Consider the following 18,792-nt stretch of genomic DNA (forward strand, 5'->3'; position numbering starts at 1 on the left):
GCTGTGGGGAGTACCAATGGACGACGACCTCCAGATCGACAGCGACGAAGACCTCTACCGCAACCCTGTCTACTACGAACCGGCCGGCCGGAACCTCGACCTGGACCGGGCAGACCTAGGCGTCCCGCACGGCCAGGGTCTCCTCGACGTCCTCATCCGTATGCGCGGCCGTGTGCCCGTCGACAAGCGAGGCCTCATCTGCCCCGACTGCCGGGACCTCCGCGGCCGGCGCGTCTCCATGTACCTCGTCCAGCGCGACAACGTGTGGCTCGCCTCTCACTACCGGAAGCCCGGGGAGAAACCCATCAGCCACGAGTCCGACGAGCACCTCGCCCGAAAGGAACGCGTCGCGAAGGACTCCGAAGACCACGGTTTCCCCGCCGAGATTGAGTCTCAGACTCCCGACGGGAACGCGCGCCTCGATGTGCGCATCACCGGCGCCAACGGCATTGTCCTGGGCTACGAACCGCAGCTGAGCGCCCAGACCGCCCGCGGAATGCGTGCACGGGAAGGGTTTCGTCGGCGTGGCGGTATCCAGTCGGTCTGGGACTTCGCCGACCCTGACCACTCAGGCATCGGCACCGTGCCCTACGTCCGCACCCCTAACCTGCCGGCCTCCGTCATTCGCGTGCAGAAGAACCCGATCGCGATCCGGGATGGCAACTTCGTCTTGGAGGAGGGCCAGTGCACTCAGAGCGGTGCGCTTACCCGGTGCCCGGACAAGCCCTATAACCCGGAGAACCCCACCGACGCCGGATACTGCGGAGGCTGGCACCGCCTCCTCGTCCCCGCCCACCAGTCGAGCGCCTTCACCGGAGAAGGCGGCTTGACCCTCACCCGGTTCATCGTCGAAGCCGCGGCCGGCGAGCGGATCCCGTTTCAGCGAGGGGGTCACCACGGGTGGCTCCCCGCGCAGCAGTGGCAGAAGTACCTCGACGCGAACGGGCCCAGCCCGGATAAGAAAGAGAGTCAGGCAGCGGTACGGCACGGTGATCGGCGCGACAAGTGCACCGAGGACCGCCCGGCCTCGGATGTACGACCCAAGCCGACGCAGAAACGCGGAAGCCGCTCGATCGTCCTCGAGTCCCGCCCCCGGGGTTCCGAGGCAGCGCGAGTGCCGGTCGACGCGTCCGGAAGGGCGATCCCCCTCTGTCGCTTCGGCTGCGGTCAGCCCGCAAGCCTCCCCGGTCCCGAAGGACTGCCCGAGCACTTCTCGTGCCGCAGGAAGCACGAGGCGTGATCTACAGGCTGCCGCTGGCATGCCCTTCCCATCGTGTAGACCCCGGTGCGGCGCCGCGCTGTGTCCATCCAGATGGGCGACCCGTTTGACCAACTCGCCGTCATGTTCGCCCGGTGATCCCGTTCACCTCCAGGACCACCCCACGGGCCTGACCAGGAACCCACACACGTCCTGATCTGCCCCGCTATGCGATTGGATGGGCCCTCTTCAGTTCATCCGGTCCAAGCGCGATTCAGGACGCACGATGCCCGTCGTGGAACGCTGGTGAGCCCAGCGGCGCCCGGGAGGAGCTGGCTGGCCCCCGTTTCAGCACAGGAGGTGCCGCCCCGGAGTGCTGAAGGGATCGTCGCCGGTGTGACCGGGTCGCCGGCTCGCGATGTCGCGCCTGCCACAGCTCGTCGGTCCGGCTGTTCACGCCACGGGTCGACCGCTACAGCCAGATCGCCGTCCGGACCAACCGGTACTCGGTCCCGACCCGTCTGATCGGCAAGCGGGTACGCGTCGTTCTGCACGCCTCCCACCTGGTGGTTAACGACCGGAACGTCGAAGTCGCCCGGCACAAGAGGCTGATCGCGAAGGGCAGCTGCCGACTGGACCTGGACCACTACCTCGAAGCCCTCATCCGCAAGCCCGGCGCCTTCCCCGGCGCCACGGCACTCGAACAGGCCCGGTCCGCAGGCAAATTCACCCCGGTCCACGACGCCTGGTGGGCACAGGCCCGCAAGATCCACGGCGAGCGAGACGGCACCCGGGCACTGATCGAGGTTGGGACCGCCCCGGCGGCCGTTGCATTCCAGGACCTCCTGGAGTGGCACAAAATCCGGACGAGCCTAGTTGTCGATGAACTCCCCACCCGGGCCTCATTACGCTGCGTATGTTGAGCTCAGCACCCAGGCAACTAGAAGCAGAACGAGGCAGCTATGGCTGACGCTGACGCGCAAAAGAGACACATCCACTACCCCCCAGTCCCAAACGGAATCGACTACCTGCGCGATGTCATCGACCGACTCGCCCGTGAAAGTGGCGAGCCGAGCGAGCGTGACCTCAAGTACGCCGTCCTCCACCTCCAAGCGGCCGCCGAAGTGCTTCTCAAGGCCCGCCTGCGTGAGGAGCACTGGAGCCTTGTCATCTCAAAGGCCGAGAAGACGAACCGTAAGAAGTTCGAGAAGGGTGAGTTCGAAAGCGCCACCAACAACGAGACCGTCCGTCGCCTCGTCGAAGCCGTCGGCCTCGACATCAGTGCGGACGACAAGAAGACGCTGCTCGACCTAGCGACCACTCGGAACCAGCTCCAGCACTGGGGCATCACCGAAGAGGCCAACGCCGTACTCACACGTGCAGCCGACGTGCTCGACTTCCTGATCCGCTTCCTGGACCAGCACCTCCTGCCCGACCTCGACGCCGACGACGAGGCCGCCATTGCGGACGATCTGGAAGAGATCCGGACCGGATTGACGCGCATAGCGAGCTACGTCACCAGCCGCATGGAGCGGCTCAAGGAGAACGACCTCAAAGGACACGAAGACCGAACTGTTTCCTGTCCTGACTGCCAGCAGTTGGCCTTGATCGTCGATGGAGACACGAACAGCTGTCTTTTCTGTCCCCGCGACTGGACAGACCCGCTAGAGCTGGCCAGCACGTACGACAACGCCTTCGGCTACTCCCCGGCACCCGGAGACCCCTACGAGGACACCCTCGTGGACTGCCCGGACTGCGACACGCCAACGCTCGTCCTGGAAGCCGAGACAGTCACCAGCGGCGGATCGGTCCCCCTCTGCTTCAACTGCGCTGAAGTACAGGACGACCTGCAGGACTGCATGCAGTGCGGGCGGCTCTACAGGCCTACGGACGAGGAAAGTATCTGCTCCGAATGCTTCGCTGGCCTGGCTGAGTGAGAAGCGCCTCTCGCGTGATACCCCGGCAGTCAAGGGGGCGGTGGGCCATAGACCCTCTGCCGTACAGCCAGCGCAGCGGTCCGGCCGGCGGCGTCTCCCAATAGGCCTGGAAGCACTGCTCGCCGGGGTGTGTCCCGGCCTGCACACTCCTCCCGCACGTGCCTTCCCGTTGGTTGCAGGAGTTGGACAGCAAACCGCCGTATCAAGTGCTGCCGATGCCGCAGAACCATCCCCCTTGCCCAGGACGTCTACGAACTGAACGCGGAGTGGCAGCGGCGTTTCTCCCAAAATGGTGGGGACCCTCGCCTGCTCTCGGTGCGCCGAGGACACACACTGGCGCTGCACCACGTCCAGCGCCACGGCCACGGCCCGCGCCTGCGCGTCCTGGTCGCGGCCCACTGTGACGAGAACCCGGACGCTCCATGGCCGGACGAGTGGCTGAGCGGCGCCGTGCAGCGCCTGGCGGACGAGGGCTGGCTGCACCTCGACGACGGAAACCGCTGGTACCGCACCCGCCCGGGAATCACCTACCAGCGCCGCATCGCCCGTGAGCAGATCCCGGCAGCGGGCCAACTGACGACACCTCCGGCGCAGAAGACCAACCAGCAAACAGCCGCCCAACCGCCGCTGCGGGCACGCCGATCATCCGTACCCAGCGACACCCAAGACGACCGGCTGAGCAGCTTGTGGCTGATCCCTGGCGCGGAGGCAGTGCTGGGACCCCGCCCTCGCTGAGTCCCGGCAGCGGGCAGTCGCCTGCGATCGAAGCAGTGTCCCGTTCAACCGGACCTGGGCTCGGGCGCGCCTGGGCGGCGGTACCCATTGGTGACCAGCGCCCAGTCAGTCACAGCTGTTTCTGGGGCCGTGACCCATTACTTGGGCGCCCGCACCGCACGCTGTCAGGTGAAGGAGCTGGGTCCGCTCTGGGACGTTCCAGGGCGAGGATGAAGGCATGGACGCCCTGCACGGCCGCCGGCCGCCTCCGGCCGAGGCGTGTTGGGTGTCGTGTTGACGAGATACGCGTGTACGCCAAGCGGGTGAGGCAGCGGTGACCGCCCGCGCAAGGATCTGTTGAACGCTGCATGCCGTCCTCACGCCGCCGCCATTCACCGCGGCCACCAGTCGTCAACCGCCCCCACGCCCCGCTGACCGGCGAGTTCGCCGCCGACCCGGCCATGTGCCATCACGCCTACCAGGTCGCTATCGACTTCGGCTTTGTGGCTGTCGACGCGATCTCCGACCTCCTCCCCCAGGGGGAGTCCCTCGCCCTGGCCAAGCGCATGGGGTTCTGCGACTGCGGCCGACTCACCATTGATGACAACGACCTCACCCGCAGCGCCCTGAGCACCGTGGCAGCCGCCAACATGACCGCCTGCCAGGCCCTGGTACTCGCCGCGACCGACTACGCCCACCGAACTTTCGGATGTGCCGGGCTCAGCGCCCTGATCCACGAGCTCGCCGAAGGCCACAGGGCGACCTTCGAGCCCCCCGCCCTGACAGCGCTCCTGGGCCGCGTCCATACGGCCCACCAGGCAGAACATGGCCACGCCGGTCACAGCCGAGTCCCCGACGCGGTGATGTGGCCGAGCACCGCCGCATCCTCTATGCCCGAGCTCATCCTGCATTCCTGACCCTCCCGACCGTGCCGTGTGCTGCGCCGGGAGCCACGGCCGCAGCACGGGATCTTCCCCGCACACCATGCCGGCGCTGACCCCGGGCGGGCCGGGAAACACAGAAGCCTGCGGGATCGGTCGAGGTGGAGGACGACCGCATCATGCCCGGGGGACCGCCCCGACGTCAGCCGGTTGGGCAGCACCCGACGGAGGCGTCACGCGCTCCCGGACGGGGCGAGACGAGCCCACCACACCCGCAGCAGCATCGGCGGGTGGCTGCGCAACGCCAGAAACGCGGCCCACAGCCGTCGCACCAGAGGAATTTGGCGGGTATCGGCCAGGTCCTGCTTCCAGGCCGCGACCGCGACGCGGCGGCCGCAGTGGCGTGCGGCCTCGCGGTCACAGGCCAGCTCAGTCCACCACTGGTAGCCGATGCCGACGGCGGTGAGGACGGCCAGAACGAGGAGGGCCTGGGCTAGCGGCAGGAGCCCGGCGCACAGCACGATCAGGGCGGCGCGGAGCGTCGTGGTGCCCAGGCGGGCCCGTGCATCATTGCGGCGAAGGTGCGCAAGCTCGTGCTCCAGGATGTAGGGCAGGACGTTGCTGCGGTCGGGAAACAGCCAGAAGTACCCCAGGTCGACATGACCGCTGCGTCCGGAGCGGGTCGATGCCGCTTCGTGCCACAGGCCGATCCGGCCGCCGGTCACGGCCAGCGAGACGTGCTCCAGGTCTGATGCGCGGATGAAGTCCTGCACCCGGTCCTCGACTTGGCGCATCTGTCCGACCATGAACTCAGTGTCCGGGTCGATCGGGCCGCCCCTGTGCACCGGGCCGTCGGGGCGCAGGCGGGCGTGCCAGGTCATGTCTTGGCTCACCAGGCCGGACCAGATCGCATTGCTCAGAGACAAGCCGGTCAGGAACCACCAGATCGCGGCGGTAATGACCGCGGCCGCCACGACGCCGCCGACAGCGGGCGGATGCTGCCAGCGCACGGCCGCTACCCCGCATGCCATCACCGTCAGCGTGGCTCGTGCCAACCACCCGTACGACACCTTCTCCAAGCCCATGGCATGGACCGTACCGGCAGGGCTGTTACCTCGTGACGGATCGCTCTCCCGTGCAACCCTGCAATGTGTCTACCTGCTGGAATACCGTGTGAGGCGCACAGGCGGCGGAGTTGCTGCGGGTCAGAGCGACATGGAGGCCCGCGACTTCGGGATCTCTACTGACCGGGCCTGCCTGGAGATCGAGCACGTCTGCTACGACGCCGACGTGCTGCGGCACACGATCACCGTCGACTTCAGCGGCCAGCCGTGCGTCACCCGGCACGTGCCCACCCCCGAGGAGCTCGCGCGCCCCGAGGAGCCGGCCCTGCCCCCGGCCCTTCCTGCCGATCGGCGGATCGAGCCGACGCGGACGGTCGGTGCCAGCCGCGCTCTTTCCTGTACGGGGTCGCCCTGTGGTCATCCGGCTCCCTCTTCGGGAGCCGGATGCTGCACCTGGCTTCGAGCCGTGATCCGTGCCCGCTTGGTCTCCTCGCGCTGCTGCAAGGTGCCCTGGCGCTCCTGAGACTCGATCTCCAGGCGCTTGGTCTCCGCGTCCAGTGCGTTCCTTCTCCGCTGAGTAGTGGCCTCGATCTGCGCCTTCGCGATGGCCGCGGCCGCCGTGAAGCTGGCTGCCACCGTGCCTCCCGTGATCAGTTCGTCAAAGATCGCCGGCTCGGAAGAGCGCTGGACGGCTGCCCGGGCGGACTCGACGCTGGTGTCCAGGTCGGGAAGAGGACGCGCGGGGAGTTGGAATTGGGGGCAGACGAAACCAGGCTCGGGGCTGGCGAAGTCGAAGCCGAAGCCGAAGTCGAAGCCGCACGCCTCGCAGTACCGGCCCGTTCGCGTCGTGGCGCAGTCCGGGCAGAAGCCATCCGGGCCGTCGTCGGCCCCAGGTGACTGCTTCGGCACCTGCGGCTCGGGCGGCGATGGCATCGTCACACCGCACTCATCGCAAAAGTCATCTGAGAGTGACCGGTGGCCAGTTGGGCACGTGGGCATATCAGCAGGGTAGCCCCGCACGCAGCGAGAACCGCGGGCTTCAGTGTGAACGTCCCCTCGGCTCCATCGCCGAGTTCGAGCACGCCCCTCCTTGATGGCCGGCCTTCTCGGCTCGGGCCCGGCGCAGCGCGGCAGCCTCGGTCGCCGCAACCTGGCGGCGACGCTGGACGCGGGCATGGCCCATCGGAGCCGGTGCATCATCCGGCACTGCGGGCGGCCCGGGGAAGGCCCTGCAGCTGAGCTCGCGCATCGCCCTGTTCTGCCGCTCCACTGCCTCCGCGATGCCCGGGGCCATCCGTCGCGGCGGCACGGCCTGGCCGTGCGCCTCGATCGCACCGCGATATCCGTCCGGCGGAGTCCGGCGCTGCGCCGGCACGGCGGGCGCGGCCGGTTGTGGAGCCGCGGCAACCGACACGGCCGGGCCGGCCTTCGTGTGCGCGGGCGCCAGGACGTGTAGGGAGCGGACGTTCGCGCCGGGCACATGATGCCTGGAACGGGCGGCGGGTGTCTGGGGCGACCGCCGGCACCCCGGGATCGCGGGACGGATACGGCCGGGTGTCGGGGCTACGCGGGACTGTCGGTGCCGTCCGGGGTGTCAGCGTTCAGTTCGGTGTACTGCGGGGTGAGGTGCTTGTACTGGTCCGGGGTGGGCGGCAGCGCCGCGTGGTCCGTCTCCGCGGCTTTTGTCTCGGCGTACCTATCGGTGTCGGCCGTACGACTTCGACGGCCGGCCTGGTCGGTGAGCCGGTGCCGGATCTCGGCTGTCCTCGGGGCGGCCCAAATCTGGACGAGTTGCTCTTCCAGGACCGTGTCGCCCTCATCCGCGTAGATATCGCCGGCGGCGGCTGCCGCGTCCCGGCCGCGTGCGTGGATCCGGAACCTCCACCACTGGTGCTCCTCCGGATCTCCGAGGAGGGGCACCTCGTCCAGGTCGTCGGAGAGGGGATCGCCCACCAGGGGGCCCTCGGCTGGGAAGTACAGACTGACCTCGACGACCTCGTCCCAGCCTTCGCAGTTCAATGGCGGCTCGACGCCGGTCACGTCGAAAACGACATCGACGTCGCCATAGGAAGTACCGGTCAGGACCGAGGCGTAGGTCGATTCGTCATTGACACGGACCAACCCGTTACCTTCGAGCCTGTCGTCGATGTCCTGATCCGGCGCCTCGGCATCCGTGTCGAACATGACGTACTGATGATGCGAAACCCGCACTCGGCCTGGCCCCTGAACCGCCATCACTCCCCGATCCTCCACCTCGGACACCATGCTGCGGTCCCACACACCCGAACCGGTGAGTGGGACCGCAGCATGTAGCACTCGCGTCGCGTCAGACCGCGACCCAGAAGCCATCCTTGTCCATGACGCGCTCCTGCTTGTAGAAGCCGATGATCCGGCCCCCCTGCTTGTCCTGTTCCGTGGCCGGGACCATGGCAATACCACGGCTGGCTGCCGGCAGCGCCGTGCCGCCTTCGTAGGTCCTGGCGAACGGATACTCATCGCAGGACTTGCCGGGTACAGGCTTCACCTTTCCGCAGACAGCCCGCCGGTTCGCGTTCGCCTTCGCGTCGCTGGTGAGTCGGCGCAGCGGGTGCCCGGAGCCGGGCTTGCCGTAGTGCCCGCCCTTGCCCTGGATCCGGCGGATGTTCTTCGCGATGTCGGGCAGGGTACTCATGGTCGTCAGAGTGGGTTTGTACTTCGGGAAGACGCAGCCGGGGCTCAGGATGCGGCGGGTATTGGCCGCGTTCCAGAAGGAGTCGTCGCAGCGGAAGCCCAGTGAGGAATACGAGAAACTTCCCAGGGTGTAGCCGGGCTTGCTGAACGTGAAGGTGTACTTGGCCGCGCTGCTGTGGATCTTGTTCTTCTTGACCCCGTCGCTGTAGTCGACCTTGCCGGAGAAGGCAGACCCCAGCGTGTGACTGGAGACGTGGCTGGTCGCCTTGCACGGGCTGCCGCAGGAGACCGATGTCGCCATACGGATACCGCTGGCACTACCGGCGATCGCCGCCTTGCTGACGCGTGTGGTCTCCGACCACTTCAGCGACTTCTTGTTGAGCGTCATCTCGTGGCTGATCGTGAACGTGGCCCGCCCGACCTCCTTGCCGTTACGCAGCACCTGGACGCTCGCCTGAGATGTCTGGCACGCCACGCTCCGGTTGTAGACAACCGCGTTGACCCTGCAGGTGGCGCCAGCGGCCGCGCCGGCACTGGCAGCCATGGCCGCCGGGCTCTGCGTCACCTTCAGCTCATTGTGGGCCGGGTCGGCCTGAGCTGCCCCCATACACGTACCCGCAACAGTCAGCGCCACGGCAGCGGTCACAGCCGTACGCATTCGTCCGAACAACAAAGTACTTCCCCCTCGCCGTCGTACCACTCAGGCACCCTGTGCACCCGTCATGACGACAGCGCGACGAAACTACGGCCGATCACTCCACCACACCCTGCCCATCCCACCCAAACGACGAAATACCGCACGGGAATGGCCGATTCCCCTCACCTGCAGCAGAACGCACTCACCGCTCCCGAATGGGAGAGCACCCGGATCGCGAGACTTGGATCGATCTTCATTTCCGTTGTATAGCTACCGGCTCAAACTCAGGCCGGCGATAGGCCGCTGGTGTCCAGGTCCAGGTTGAACGGGTCCGGCAGTCGTACCATCGCACCGAACGGGTGCGGGCGGGTCAACGCGGGTGTAGCCCAGGTGTCCGGGCTCGGAGAACAGGGTGATGCTGCCCTCGATCCGGTCGACGAGGAGGTAGAGCGGGGCCCGGTACTCGGCATACCGGCGCCGCTTCACGATCCGGTCGGATTCAGCGTTCGACTCCGACGTCACTTCCACGACGAGGAAAGTCTGATCGGGGAGCAGCGCCCCGCCGCCCCTGGCAAGTTCCTCAGGAACGACGGCGATATCGGGCACGTACCAGTTCGACGACAGTGATCATCCTCGGCCAGGAACTCCACGTCCTCGACTTTGGGTTCGGAGGTGGCACCGTGGCCGATCGATTGGTTGCGTGATGCCGGTGCGCTGCTGGCGGCATGGCGGCGGGGTGTGGCATGGGGTGGCTGCCAGACTGGGCCGGGCATTGCATCGCCCTGTAAGGAGAAGCTCCGCCGTGTCGGTCTCTTTTCGTCTGACCTGTTGCCTCTGCCGCCGCGACATTCCCCTCGCCCAGGATGTCCGCGAGCTGGACGCAGAGTGGCAGCGCCGATTCCCCGACATGCTTGGAACCCTCGCATGTGAGCGATGCGCGGAACACACGTACTGGAGCTGCGAGAAGACCGGCTTGAGAGAGTACGTCGAGGGTCACATCCCTACATCCGACGGTAACTGCTTCGACGCGTGGAGCCACGTCGGACGATCGGGCACTCACCGGGCAATGGTGCTGAGCTGCCCACAGCCGGCGCTGCTTCAGGGAGCCGAGCCGTATCTACGTAGCGTTGCGAACCACGGGCGCGTCAGCTCCGAGATCGTCACCGCAGTGCGCGCGGCCCTGCGGGAGTGGGAAGCGCAACACGGACGCGCTCACACCAGACAGGCGATGTCGGTCTGACCTGCCGTGTCAGCGGGGATCAGTGGTGGCGGCGCAGCCGCCGAACAATTTCGCGTAGGTCAAGCCGGCCACGCCGCGAAGGCAGCTGGCCGCCCCTCCCCTCTACGTTTCGACTGGCCTCAGCTGAGCCGACACACCATCATCGGCGTCGTAGCCAGCCGGGACCGGCTGCTGCTGTCCAGTTCCGCGACGCACCCTTCTTCACGGCCATCCGCTGACCTGCCCGGTCTCGGGGTTTCGGCCACCTCGTCGTCGCTCCAGTCGCTCCAGGGTCCAGCAGGCGGCAACGGCTTCAGGGATTCGTTGACGGCTGTCCCAGGCCGCACCCGAGTGTGCGACCTGGCGCTGGACATGGCGGGCGCTGCGATTCGTGGGTGGGCGGCCGTGCTGGTGCGAGCTGGCGCACACGCGGATTCGTAGACTGGGCCACATGAATGTGATCACTCACAGTGTTCGTATTGCCGCTCCTGGTGATGGAGCGGCGGTGGGACTCCTGGCGCAGGACGCACTGGAGCACACCGATGAGGCAGTGCGCGCAACTGGGCGCCCGGAGAGGGACCTGCTGGGGCACATCGAGGCTCGCGGAGGAGTTGTCCGCACTCGCCATGGTCATACCGTCTGCCGCGTCGCAGTCGATCAGCAGAACAAGGTGATCGGGATGATCCACGTCTGCTCGCCGCGCGAGTGGATCGAGGATCACCCCATAGCGCTGCGCCCTGCCTTGGGCCGAGCTGTCGTCGAACTGGGGTTGCTCGCTGTCGACGCGAGGCACCGAGGCCAAGGGGTCGGGCAATCGCTGCTGGCCGTGGTGGAAGAAGACGAGCGAACACGCGGCACCGACGTCCTTTTCGCGAAGGTGGCGTGGGACAACTGGGCGTCGCTGCGCTGGTACCGAAATCAAGGGTTCACGATCGCGTCCCCAGGCGAAGCGCTCCTGATCCACACATCTGCCGGTGAGAGCAGTCTCATTGACCTGAACGACGGCCACGCTCTCGCGTTCAAGCCCTTGGCCGTAGACGCCTGCATTCTTCGGAAGCGCCTGTTTTCAAAATCCTTCCTCTATTTGTCCACTCTCCCCGCGGATTCGCCGCATGGGCGGTGGTTGTTCGGTGCAAGGTCTGTTTGCTGAGCAAGAGGACACGCCACAGAGCCGTCGTTCGGCCGGCGGACACAGTTCTTCCGCCTGGTCTCCAGAGTCTGAGGTTGGCGTGGGTGAAGCATCGTCCAGCCACAAGGTTGGAGCGGTCGGTGCAGTGGATACTCGGCGCCTTCCTGACCGAGGGCCCACGGCGGTCACGGCCTCGATACTCGCTACTTCCCGACGAGCCCGGCCGGGCCGATGTCGACAGAGAACGGGGTACCGCGCCGGGCGGTCGCTCCTGTGAGAACGTCGTCGTCTCGACGTTTACCGGACGGTCTCCAGTGTGCTGACGATGAGCCGCGGTGGCATGGTCGCAGTCACGACGCCAGTAGTCGGGATGCCGGCCTCCGCGTAGAGCAGAGGCTTGAACTTCCGGCCTCCATGCTCTTGTCGCCTGGCCAGACGAGTTCGACAACAAGCTGGCGGCGTCGGCGTTGACGCTGACCCCGTCCTCGGCGGTCGCCCCCCGCGTCCGTTACGACGATGTCCGGCCTGATCATCCCGGAGGGCGGGCAGATATTGATGGCCTCCAAGATCTCGACTCGGAGCGCTGTCGGCCGTGGCGTCCAGGATGCCGTGGGGGCAGAACGATGCCCGCTGGTGGCGGTTCCCGTCGAATTAGCGTGTCGCGTAACGTCCACGTTCTTCCGACTCCGCCCCGATCCCCTCCCCTCAGTGAGGAATGTGCCATGCCCGGTCCTGATCTTCCCGCCCCTCAGCAGCCAATGACGGTCGAGGCCCTCCTCCATCGATGGCCCACCAGCACGTTCAAAGCCGAGTTGGTCAACGGCGTCCTCATCTTCAGCGGAGAATTCGACGAGCGCGACGTCATCGCAGTCGAACGGACCTACCCCGGGCGGCGGGCAGTGCTCAACGCAGACGGTTCTATCGAATTGCACCCGGCCGGAGTTGGCAGACCCACCCCGCTCGTCGCGCGGTAATCTCGTGATGCAGGAACCAGATCTGCTGAGCTCAACACGCAGAACTTGACCGAGAATGGCGGAAACCCAGGACGTCCGCGACGGTCCAGGGCCCGTTTGGTCGACAGCAGCCACGCTCGTTCCATTCACTTCCTTGTCCATACTTCGCTGCCAGTGTGGTCCGCGGGCGTGGTGTCTCCTGTCAGTCTTACGAGGGTGGTCTTCGGCGTCTCTGAAAGGGTGGGCCGGAGTCGCCGCGGATCCGCTGGGAGTTCTGCTCCAGAAGCTGGCCTTCGGCTCGGGGATGACCTGCTGGCGACGACTGCGGGTGTAGGTTCTCATCGGAAATTTCGTTGTCTCAGCGTTTTGCCGCTGAGATGCCGGGCTCCTGAGACGTCGCAGATCAAGCGTCTCAGGAGCTGTGTTGTCTCCCCGCAGAGAGCCAGTACGGACGCCGTGACTCCATGATCAACTTGGTGAGCTCAGCCTCTTGCGGGCCACGCGCCTCCTTGAGAACGAGCTCGACCTCGTCCACGATCTCCACTCTGACCTGCGGCTCGGGTGTCCCAGCCAGTTCGATGTCCTGCGACGGCGGGGAGTCTTCGTGGGTCATAAGTCGATCCCTCCTTCTGGGATATGACAGCTTCTCACCCATCTGTCGGGGCCGAGAAGGTGCCCGATCTGTCTGAGGATTTCGACAGATCGATGAGACGGAACCGCCGACAAATCGCTGAGACACTGGGGTAAAAGCCCAGGTCAAGTGCAGCGCAACCGAAACGACGTCACCCAACTGATCCCGCTGATCCAGGCCGTGCCGCCGGTCCGCGGCAAAGCGCGGCCAGCCACTGCGCTGCTCCCAGGGGGATGCGGCTTCGGGCGGGGCGGCCGAAGGTGGTGGTCCGGCGGCCGGGCGGGTATCCGGGGCGTCGGGCTCAGGTACTGGCCAGCCTCTGGTTTTCGACCATTGCGAGCCGGTCGCGCGCGGCCGAACCGTCTGATCGTTTGAGCGAGGCACGCACAAGGTTGGCGCCAAGGGCAGCATCTTCGAGTAGACGCATGGAGTGCCGTAGCGCGACCGCGACGTCAGGGTCAGCGACGAGGACCTGCTTGGTTGAGCCCATCATGTCCTCGACCAGCGCTGCCTCCACGTCGTCCGCCGGATACGGCAGACCCGCCGAAGGCTCGTCCGGCGCTGCGATGCCGGCGAACATCTGAGTGACAGCCTCTGCGAGACCGATCCGCAGGCTGTGAGTATCCATGGCGACCCGATGGAGATACCGAACCAGGTCGTTGGGAACGGCACAGCTCGCAGCCTGCTCGATGCGAGCCTGGCGGTACTCGAACTCCGACTCACTCATGCCACCCATATCGGCAACATGGCCGACGACTTTAGCAACTCGCGCCCCGAGCCCCGTCCCCGCGGCGATGTTCCGGTACGAGAGCCGGGCCCGCCCCGGGTCTTCGGCCGCTGTGCTCCCCATCCTGGCCGCCGCGGGCGCAGCCCGCGCGATCAGTGCGGCCCCTCAGCCTGCCGCCACAGGTGGGCACGGGGGGCGAGTTCGATGGGGACGGCTCTGGAGGTGAGTTGGCTTGAGCCCTGCTTCGACGCCTCCTGGGAGAGCCGTTCAGGTGTGCCGGCGGTAGGTGCGTAGCCGGGCCTCGGCCTGGCTGGCGCTGCAGCCGAGGGCGGCGCCGACGGTTGCCAGGGTGGTTTTGTCTCGCTCGATGGTCGTGGCCGCGCAGAGCGTGGACATGTGCGTGTTGCGCTGAAGGATGTTGGCCGCGCGCAGGGCGACCAGTGGCTCGCGGTCGGCTAGTTCGTCCACTCGCTGGTTCAGCTGGTCCAGGAGCGCCGCGACATCGTCGGGCAGTGGCACGAGGGTGGACTCGACCTCCCTCACGTGCGCCTTCCAGTCCTCCTCCGGGCCCGAGGTGTCGTAGTAGGGGTGCGCCTGGTGGACTTCGTCCCAGTCGACCGGGTAGAGCGTCGCGCCTCGCCATCCGCAGGCGCACGAGCCGCGCAGGTGTGTGGCGGCCGGGCCTCCCATCACGCCGTCGTACCCCCACCACTCGGTGATCTTGCCGATGGCGCCGCTGCCGGAGTTGGAGGGGATGGAGATGGGGCCCGGCTCCGTTCCGTCCTCATTCACCACTCCGGGCTGACCGCCGTGCACCTCCCCGAGTTCATCCGTCTCCCACGGGTACATGCTGACGAATTCGGTCTGGAACACACTGCCTCCCGATCACACCACGCTGTCTCAGTACTGCTGAGAGCAAGCATGTCCGCGCCGCGTCGACGGTGAAGTGGAAACGGCCAAACCAGATGCCCTCCTCGGGGCTCAGCGGGGCGGGGCGCCGCTGGTCAGTCGCCTGGTCGACATGGCCCCGGTGCGGAAGGCTCCGATCGCCCCCTTCCGCATCACAATGCGTTATCGGACAATCACGCCACTGGAGGCCGAGTGGAATGGGGAGGGCGGCATGGAGGTGCTGTGGAAGCTGAAGCCAGCGACAGCGGCCAAACACAGGCTGTACCAGAGGTACTTGGACGCGTGGTGGCCGATCCTGTTGCAGACCTCGCAGCGCACCGGGTTCGCCTTTCCGCGAGTAACGCTGCTGGACGCGTTTGCCGGGCCGGGCCGGTACGAAGGCGGGGAAGCCGGCTCGCCCGTGTTCATTCTGGACCGCCTGCTTCACCACCACGCCGTTGAGCGCATGCACCTGGACCGCAACCGGGTGCACCTGGTGTTTATCGAGCGTGACCTGGCGCGCTACAAGCACCTGATGACCGAGCTGGCCACCATGTTCGGGCCCCTGGCTGATCTACCGGTCCGGGTGGAGGTACGGCGCGGTGAAGCCGGGAAGGACAGCTTGCCGGTCCTGACCGAGTTGGGTGCGTGGGGCAACCCGATCCTGGGGATCTTCGACAGCTGGGGCAGCGTCAACGTGCCGCTGGAGGTGATGAGCCGTATCGCCCGCAACCGGTCCAGCGAGGTCATCACCACCTTCGGCCCGAACTGGTTCAGCCGCCGCGAGGAGCTGAACCCGGACACCCTTGACACCGTCTTCGGCGGTCGCACCTTCTGGACGCCGGCCGCCGAAGAGGCCCGGCCCGACGAACGGTGGCGGGCGTGGCTGGACACCTACCGCAACGCCCTGAAGCGGGCCGGCTTCGGCTACCAGCTGCAGTTTCAACTCGTCCCGCGCACTGGCCAGCCCCTCTACCTCGTCTTTGGCACCGGCAGCCCCGCCGGGCTGAAGGCCATGAAGGAAGCGATGTGGAAAGTCGACGACCGCGATGGTGAGAGCTTCCGCGACCCGCGCAACCGCGGCAGCGCCGTGGCCGGACAGATCGACCTCTTCCAGATGGAGGAGGTCATCGACCCGGAACTCGTGGAGCTCGTCACCCAGCTCCTATCTCAGGGCTCCGTCTCCGTGGAAGCGGTCGGGCGGTGGCTGCTGACCGAGACCAGCCGCTGGATGCCCACCCACGCACTGAAGGCCGCCCGGCTCATGCGTCAGGACGGCTCCTTGGTCGTGCAGTCGACAGGAAAACTGACGACGAAGAGCGTGGTCAGCCTACCCGCGCCCGTGCGGTCCTGACGCGCCACCGGTACGCCGAACGCATCGGAGCCGGCGGGGGCTCCCGACCATCTGAAGGCCGGGCCCGGGCCCCTGATGGTGGATCCCGCGGGTTAGACGGAGGCCTGTTCATTCGCCTGTGGGTACTCCCGCATGCGCAGGAACGGCGGAAAGAGGTCGATGTCCTTGTGATGCGCCTTGTCCCAGCACGATCCCAGCTGCTTGACGAACGCGGCCGTGCCGGATACCTGGCACGCTTCGACGATGTCCCTCGCCCATTCCAGGTCCATGGGGCGGGCGCCGGTGCCGGACTCGCCGCCGACGATCACCCAGTCGATCCCGGACACGTCCAGGCCGGGGAGCGGACCGATGAGCGGTTCGCAGGACAGGAACCGTACGGCGGCCGGCACGAGCCGTAGATCCTCCACCCGGGGGAGCTCCTTGGCGCTCTCCACGGACACGCCCATCCACAGGTTCTCCGGCCACTCCAACCGGTCGGCGACCTGCCGCATCCTGCGGGCTCGCTTGGTCAGCACCTGGTAGGTGTGCTGCGGAGTGGAGGCCATCACGTCGAAGACGCGGCGCACGTAGTCCAGCGGGACCCGGGCGTGGAACAGGTCGCTCATGGAATTGACGAAGACCGTACGCGGGGTGCGCCACTTCAGCGGCACGGTCAGCGCCTGCGGATGCACCGTCAGAGCGAACCCCAGACCGGACGTACGGGGATCACCGTCGTTCTGGTACTTGGCCGACCCCATCGCTTTGAGGCGCTTAGCCAGGGCCAGGGCGTAGCAGTTGTCACACCCCGCCGAAACCCGGTCGCATCCCGTGGTCGGATTCCAGGTCGCCTCGGTCCACTCGATCGAACTGCGGTCGCTCACCGCTTCCCCCCTTTCTCGACGCCTGCGGGCCCCGGTACGGGCCGCCCGCAGTGTGCTGCCTAACGATGCCGTTCTCACGGGAGTACTGGGGTGGATACTCAGGTACCCGATCGAACCCGACTCTTGCTCGTAATGCCATCATTCGAACCTCCGTTTGGAAAATAGTGGCAGTGCGTACTCGCGTCGATCACGCCGTACGGTCCAACCGCCCGGCGGCCAGGGGGAAATGTGAACAACATCGAAGTCCCTGGTGTCGGGAGGAGCTGACGCCACCGTAGGGCCATGCCCAGGAAGCAGGCCGGCGTGTTTTGCCTTCCGAACCAGCTACTGAGTGTCGATTTTCATCCACTCGCCACCACGACCGCATCTTCGAAGAGACGGGGTCGTTTTGGTAGGCATGCAACAGACGAACTCCCTCCAGGAGCTTGCCCTTTGCGTCGAACGGCACAACGAGACGGTGAGGCAAGCGCGGGCACTGTGGTCGGAAGCCGAACAGGCCAGCCAGAAGATCGGACGCCTCGTCGGACTGGCCGTGTCGATGGGTACATCGTGGGCCGAGCTGGGGCGAGTACTCGCCCGCCTGGACGAGATGCCGGCGCCCACCGGCCTCAAGGCGCCGGGCCCAGAGTCCGCCCCCTCCCCACTACACACAGACAAGGCCCACGAAGAACATCACTTGCCAGCCGCGGAGCCGGCCACTGCACGTGAGGCATCACGTGTCCCGCAGCAGGGCACCGCGGACGGCAGCCCTGGACAACGGCCGGAACAAAAGCCCCCCACGCAATCGCGCGCCCTTCAGATCGTGCGCGGGGTGTGCTGGCCCTCAGGCATCGGCGTGGACACACTCCGGCGCACGCTGGCGGCGGAAGGACACACTGTCACCGAACCCCAGACCCGATCCTGGTTCGATCAGTGGATCCGCAGCGGAGACGTGCAGCAGATCGGCGCAGACCGGTATCTGGGCAGCACCGTTGGCCGAACTCCGCTACTGCTGCAACGTGCCCACCAGGTGGTCGCTCTGACACCGGACAAAGAGATGTCCACACGAGAACTTGCCGCCGCGCTGAACGAGAACGTGCAGATCGTCGGCGGGGAGCTGTGCTCCATGCTGCGAGAAGTCGGCATCACCCGCCCTAACCGCGGCAAGATCCGCGCTCGCTACGGGGGAACCACCGGCCCGCGCCTGCCCGGCTACAAGGCCGAGACTCTGGCCCGGGCCATTGCTCTGTACGACGCCCGGGCAACCTCACCCCAGCCATCAGGGCCCGCCGCCACCCCCGCGGCCGACCCGGTGCAAGCCGACGCGGAACGAGCGCAGGCCCCGCCGGCACAAGCACCAGCAGCCCATACTTCTCAGACCGCCTGCGAGCGCGCACTGCATATCGTCCGGGAAGCCGGCGCGACGGGTATCACCCACGTGGCGCTGGTCCGCCAGCTCGATGATGAGAAGCACACCGTGGTCGCCCCACAGGTACGTGCCTGGTTGAGGGAATGGGTCCGCCAAGGCGTGGTCAACCAACTCCAGGACGGCGCCCACGCCATGCCCCACCACCCCGAACCGCCGAGCGCCGCGGCCCCGACGGAAGACGACTCGGTCCCCCGTGTGCTGGTCCGGGCCCGCGAGGCCACGCACGAAGCTGGGGGAAAGATCTCCAGCCAGGAGCTATTCACGGCTCTGCAACGCGAGACGCCGGTCTACCGCGACGCATCAGACGTAGCGGGCCAACTGGTCGCCCTGCTGAACAGAGTCGGTGTAAAGCGCCCAGACCGCGGAAAAGTACGGGTTCGCCTTGGCCAGCCGCAGGTCCTTGGCTTCACTGCCACCACGCTTGAGCAAGGGATCAACGCCTACAGAAAGGCGGCAGCTGACAGGCTCTCTGCGGCAGCGAAGCGTCACTAGCCCCCTGTGTGCAGGCCAGGGCCCGGTCGT

Annotated in this window: 15 protein-coding genes and 3 pseudogenes; 9 read left to right on the forward strand and 9 right to left on the reverse strand. The window is 66.8% G+C overall.

The genetic code is table 11. The features are described from left to right. The first annotated feature begins 16 nt into the window (after positions 1-16). The 5 genes and pseudogenes from OG210_RS33590 to OG210_RS33610 all read left to right on the forward strand — a co-directional run bounded on the left by OG210_RS33590 (position 17) and on the right by OG210_RS33610 (position 4,766). Positions 17-1,240 (forward strand): hypothetical protein, encoded by a 1,224-nt coding sequence (locus tag OG210_RS33590; protein WP_331719812.1) that lies wholly within the window; start codon positions 17-19, stop codon positions 1,238-1,240. Between the two features lie 404 nt (positions 1,241-1,644). Next, positions 1,645-2,007 (forward strand): annotated as a pseudogene (locus tag OG210_RS33595) (IS21 family transposase); the annotation flags it as partial. Between the two features lie 153 nt (positions 2,008-2,160). Beyond that, complete coding sequence (locus tag OG210_RS33600; protein ID WP_328380640.1) at positions 2,161-3,135, forward strand: hypothetical protein; 975 nt, start codon at positions 2,161-2,163, stop codon at positions 3,133-3,135. 315 nt (positions 3,136-3,450) lie between these two features. Beyond that, positions 3,451-3,870, forward strand: coding sequence for a hypothetical protein (locus OG210_RS33605; RefSeq protein WP_328380642.1), 420 nt, complete (start codon positions 3,451-3,453; stop codon positions 3,868-3,870). A 347-nt stretch (positions 3,871-4,217) separates the two neighbouring features. Next, complete coding sequence (locus OG210_RS33610) at positions 4,218-4,766, forward strand: hypothetical protein (protein WP_331719813.1); 549 nt, start codon at positions 4,218-4,220, stop codon at positions 4,764-4,766. A gap of 197 nt (positions 4,767-4,963) precedes the next feature. On the opposite strand, the gene OG210_RS33615 is transcribed toward OG210_RS33610, so the two are convergent. The 5 genes and pseudogenes from OG210_RS33615 to OG210_RS33635 all read right to left on the reverse strand — a co-directional run. Further along, entirely contained in the window at positions 4,964-5,815 is an 852-nt protein-coding gene (locus OG210_RS33615) for a hypothetical protein (protein WP_331719814.1), read from the reverse strand. A 396-nt stretch (positions 5,816-6,211) separates the two neighbouring features. Then, the gene (locus OG210_RS33620) at positions 6,212-6,733 is read right to left on the reverse strand and encodes a hypothetical protein (RefSeq protein ID WP_331719815.1); all 522 of its coding nucleotides are present in this window, start codon (positions 6,731-6,733) and stop codon (positions 6,212-6,214) included. 624 nt (positions 6,734-7,357) lie between these two features. Further along, entirely contained in the window at positions 7,358-8,059 is a 702-nt protein-coding gene (locus OG210_RS33625) for a hypothetical protein (RefSeq protein WP_371540747.1), read from the reverse strand. Positions 8,060-8,120: 61 nt separating this feature from the next. After that, entirely contained in the window at positions 8,121-9,071 is a 951-nt protein-coding gene (locus OG210_RS33630; protein ID WP_331719817.1) for a NucA/NucB deoxyribonuclease domain-containing protein, read from the reverse strand. A gap of 314 nt (positions 9,072-9,385) precedes the next feature. Continuing rightward, positions 9,386-9,722, reverse strand: a pseudogene (locus OG210_RS33635) (Uma2 family endonuclease); the annotation flags it as partial. Between the two features lie 1,049 nt (positions 9,723-10,771). Between OG210_RS33635 and OG210_RS33640 the strand changes: the two are divergent. After that, positions 10,772-11,470, forward strand: coding sequence for a GNAT family N-acetyltransferase (locus OG210_RS33640; protein WP_331719818.1), 699 nt, complete (start codon positions 10,772-10,774; stop codon positions 11,468-11,470). A gap of 1,344 nt (positions 11,471-12,814) precedes the next feature. Here OG210_RS33640 and OG210_RS33645 read toward each other — a convergent pair. Further along, positions 12,815-13,015: a hypothetical protein gene (locus tag OG210_RS33645; protein WP_331719820.1), complete on the reverse strand. Its 201-nt coding sequence runs from the start codon at positions 13,013-13,015 to the stop codon at positions 12,815-12,817. 156 nt (positions 13,016-13,171) lie between these two features. Between OG210_RS33645 and OG210_RS33650 the strand changes: the two are divergent. Beyond that, positions 13,172-13,254, forward strand: a pseudogene (locus tag OG210_RS33650) (IS5/IS1182 family transposase); the annotation flags it as partial. Between the two features lie 80 nt (positions 13,255-13,334). Here OG210_RS33650 and OG210_RS33655 read toward each other — a convergent pair. After that, the gene (locus OG210_RS33655) at positions 13,335-13,760 is read right to left on the reverse strand and encodes a hypothetical protein (protein WP_371540751.1); all 426 of its coding nucleotides are present in this window, start codon (positions 13,758-13,760) and stop codon (positions 13,335-13,337) included. A 267-nt stretch (positions 13,761-14,027) separates the two neighbouring features. Continuing rightward, entirely contained in the window at positions 14,028-14,633 is a 606-nt protein-coding gene (locus tag OG210_RS33660) for a hypothetical protein (RefSeq protein ID WP_331719822.1), read from the reverse strand. A gap of 247 nt (positions 14,634-14,880) precedes the next feature. On the opposite strand from OG210_RS33660, the gene OG210_RS33665 reads away from it, so the two are divergent. Beyond that, positions 14,881-16,002: a three-Cys-motif partner protein TcmP gene (locus OG210_RS33665; protein ID WP_371540755.1), complete on the forward strand. Its 1,122-nt coding sequence runs from the start codon at positions 14,881-14,883 to the stop codon at positions 16,000-16,002. Between the two features lie 92 nt (positions 16,003-16,094). Here OG210_RS33665 and OG210_RS33670 read toward each other — a convergent pair whose 3' ends face one another. Beyond that, positions 16,095-16,862 carry a phage Gp37/Gp68 family protein gene (locus tag OG210_RS33670; protein WP_331719824.1) on the reverse strand — a complete coding sequence of 256 codons (768 nt, stop codon included), beginning with the start codon at positions 16,860-16,862 and terminating at the stop codon, positions 16,095-16,097. 397 nt (positions 16,863-17,259) lie between these two features. Between OG210_RS33670 and OG210_RS33675 the strand changes: the two genes are divergently transcribed. Continuing rightward, positions 17,260-18,762, forward strand: a complete 1,503-nt coding sequence (locus OG210_RS33675; protein ID WP_331719825.1) for a hypothetical protein — start codon at positions 17,260-17,262, stop codon at positions 18,760-18,762. Positions 18,763-18,792 lie beyond the last annotated feature (30 nt).

The sequence above is a fragment of the Streptomyces sp. NBC_00466 genome (genome assembly GCF_041433995.1).
In the GTDB taxonomy this organism is placed as follows: Bacteria; Actinomycetota; Actinomycetes; order Streptomycetales; family Streptomycetaceae; genus Streptomyces.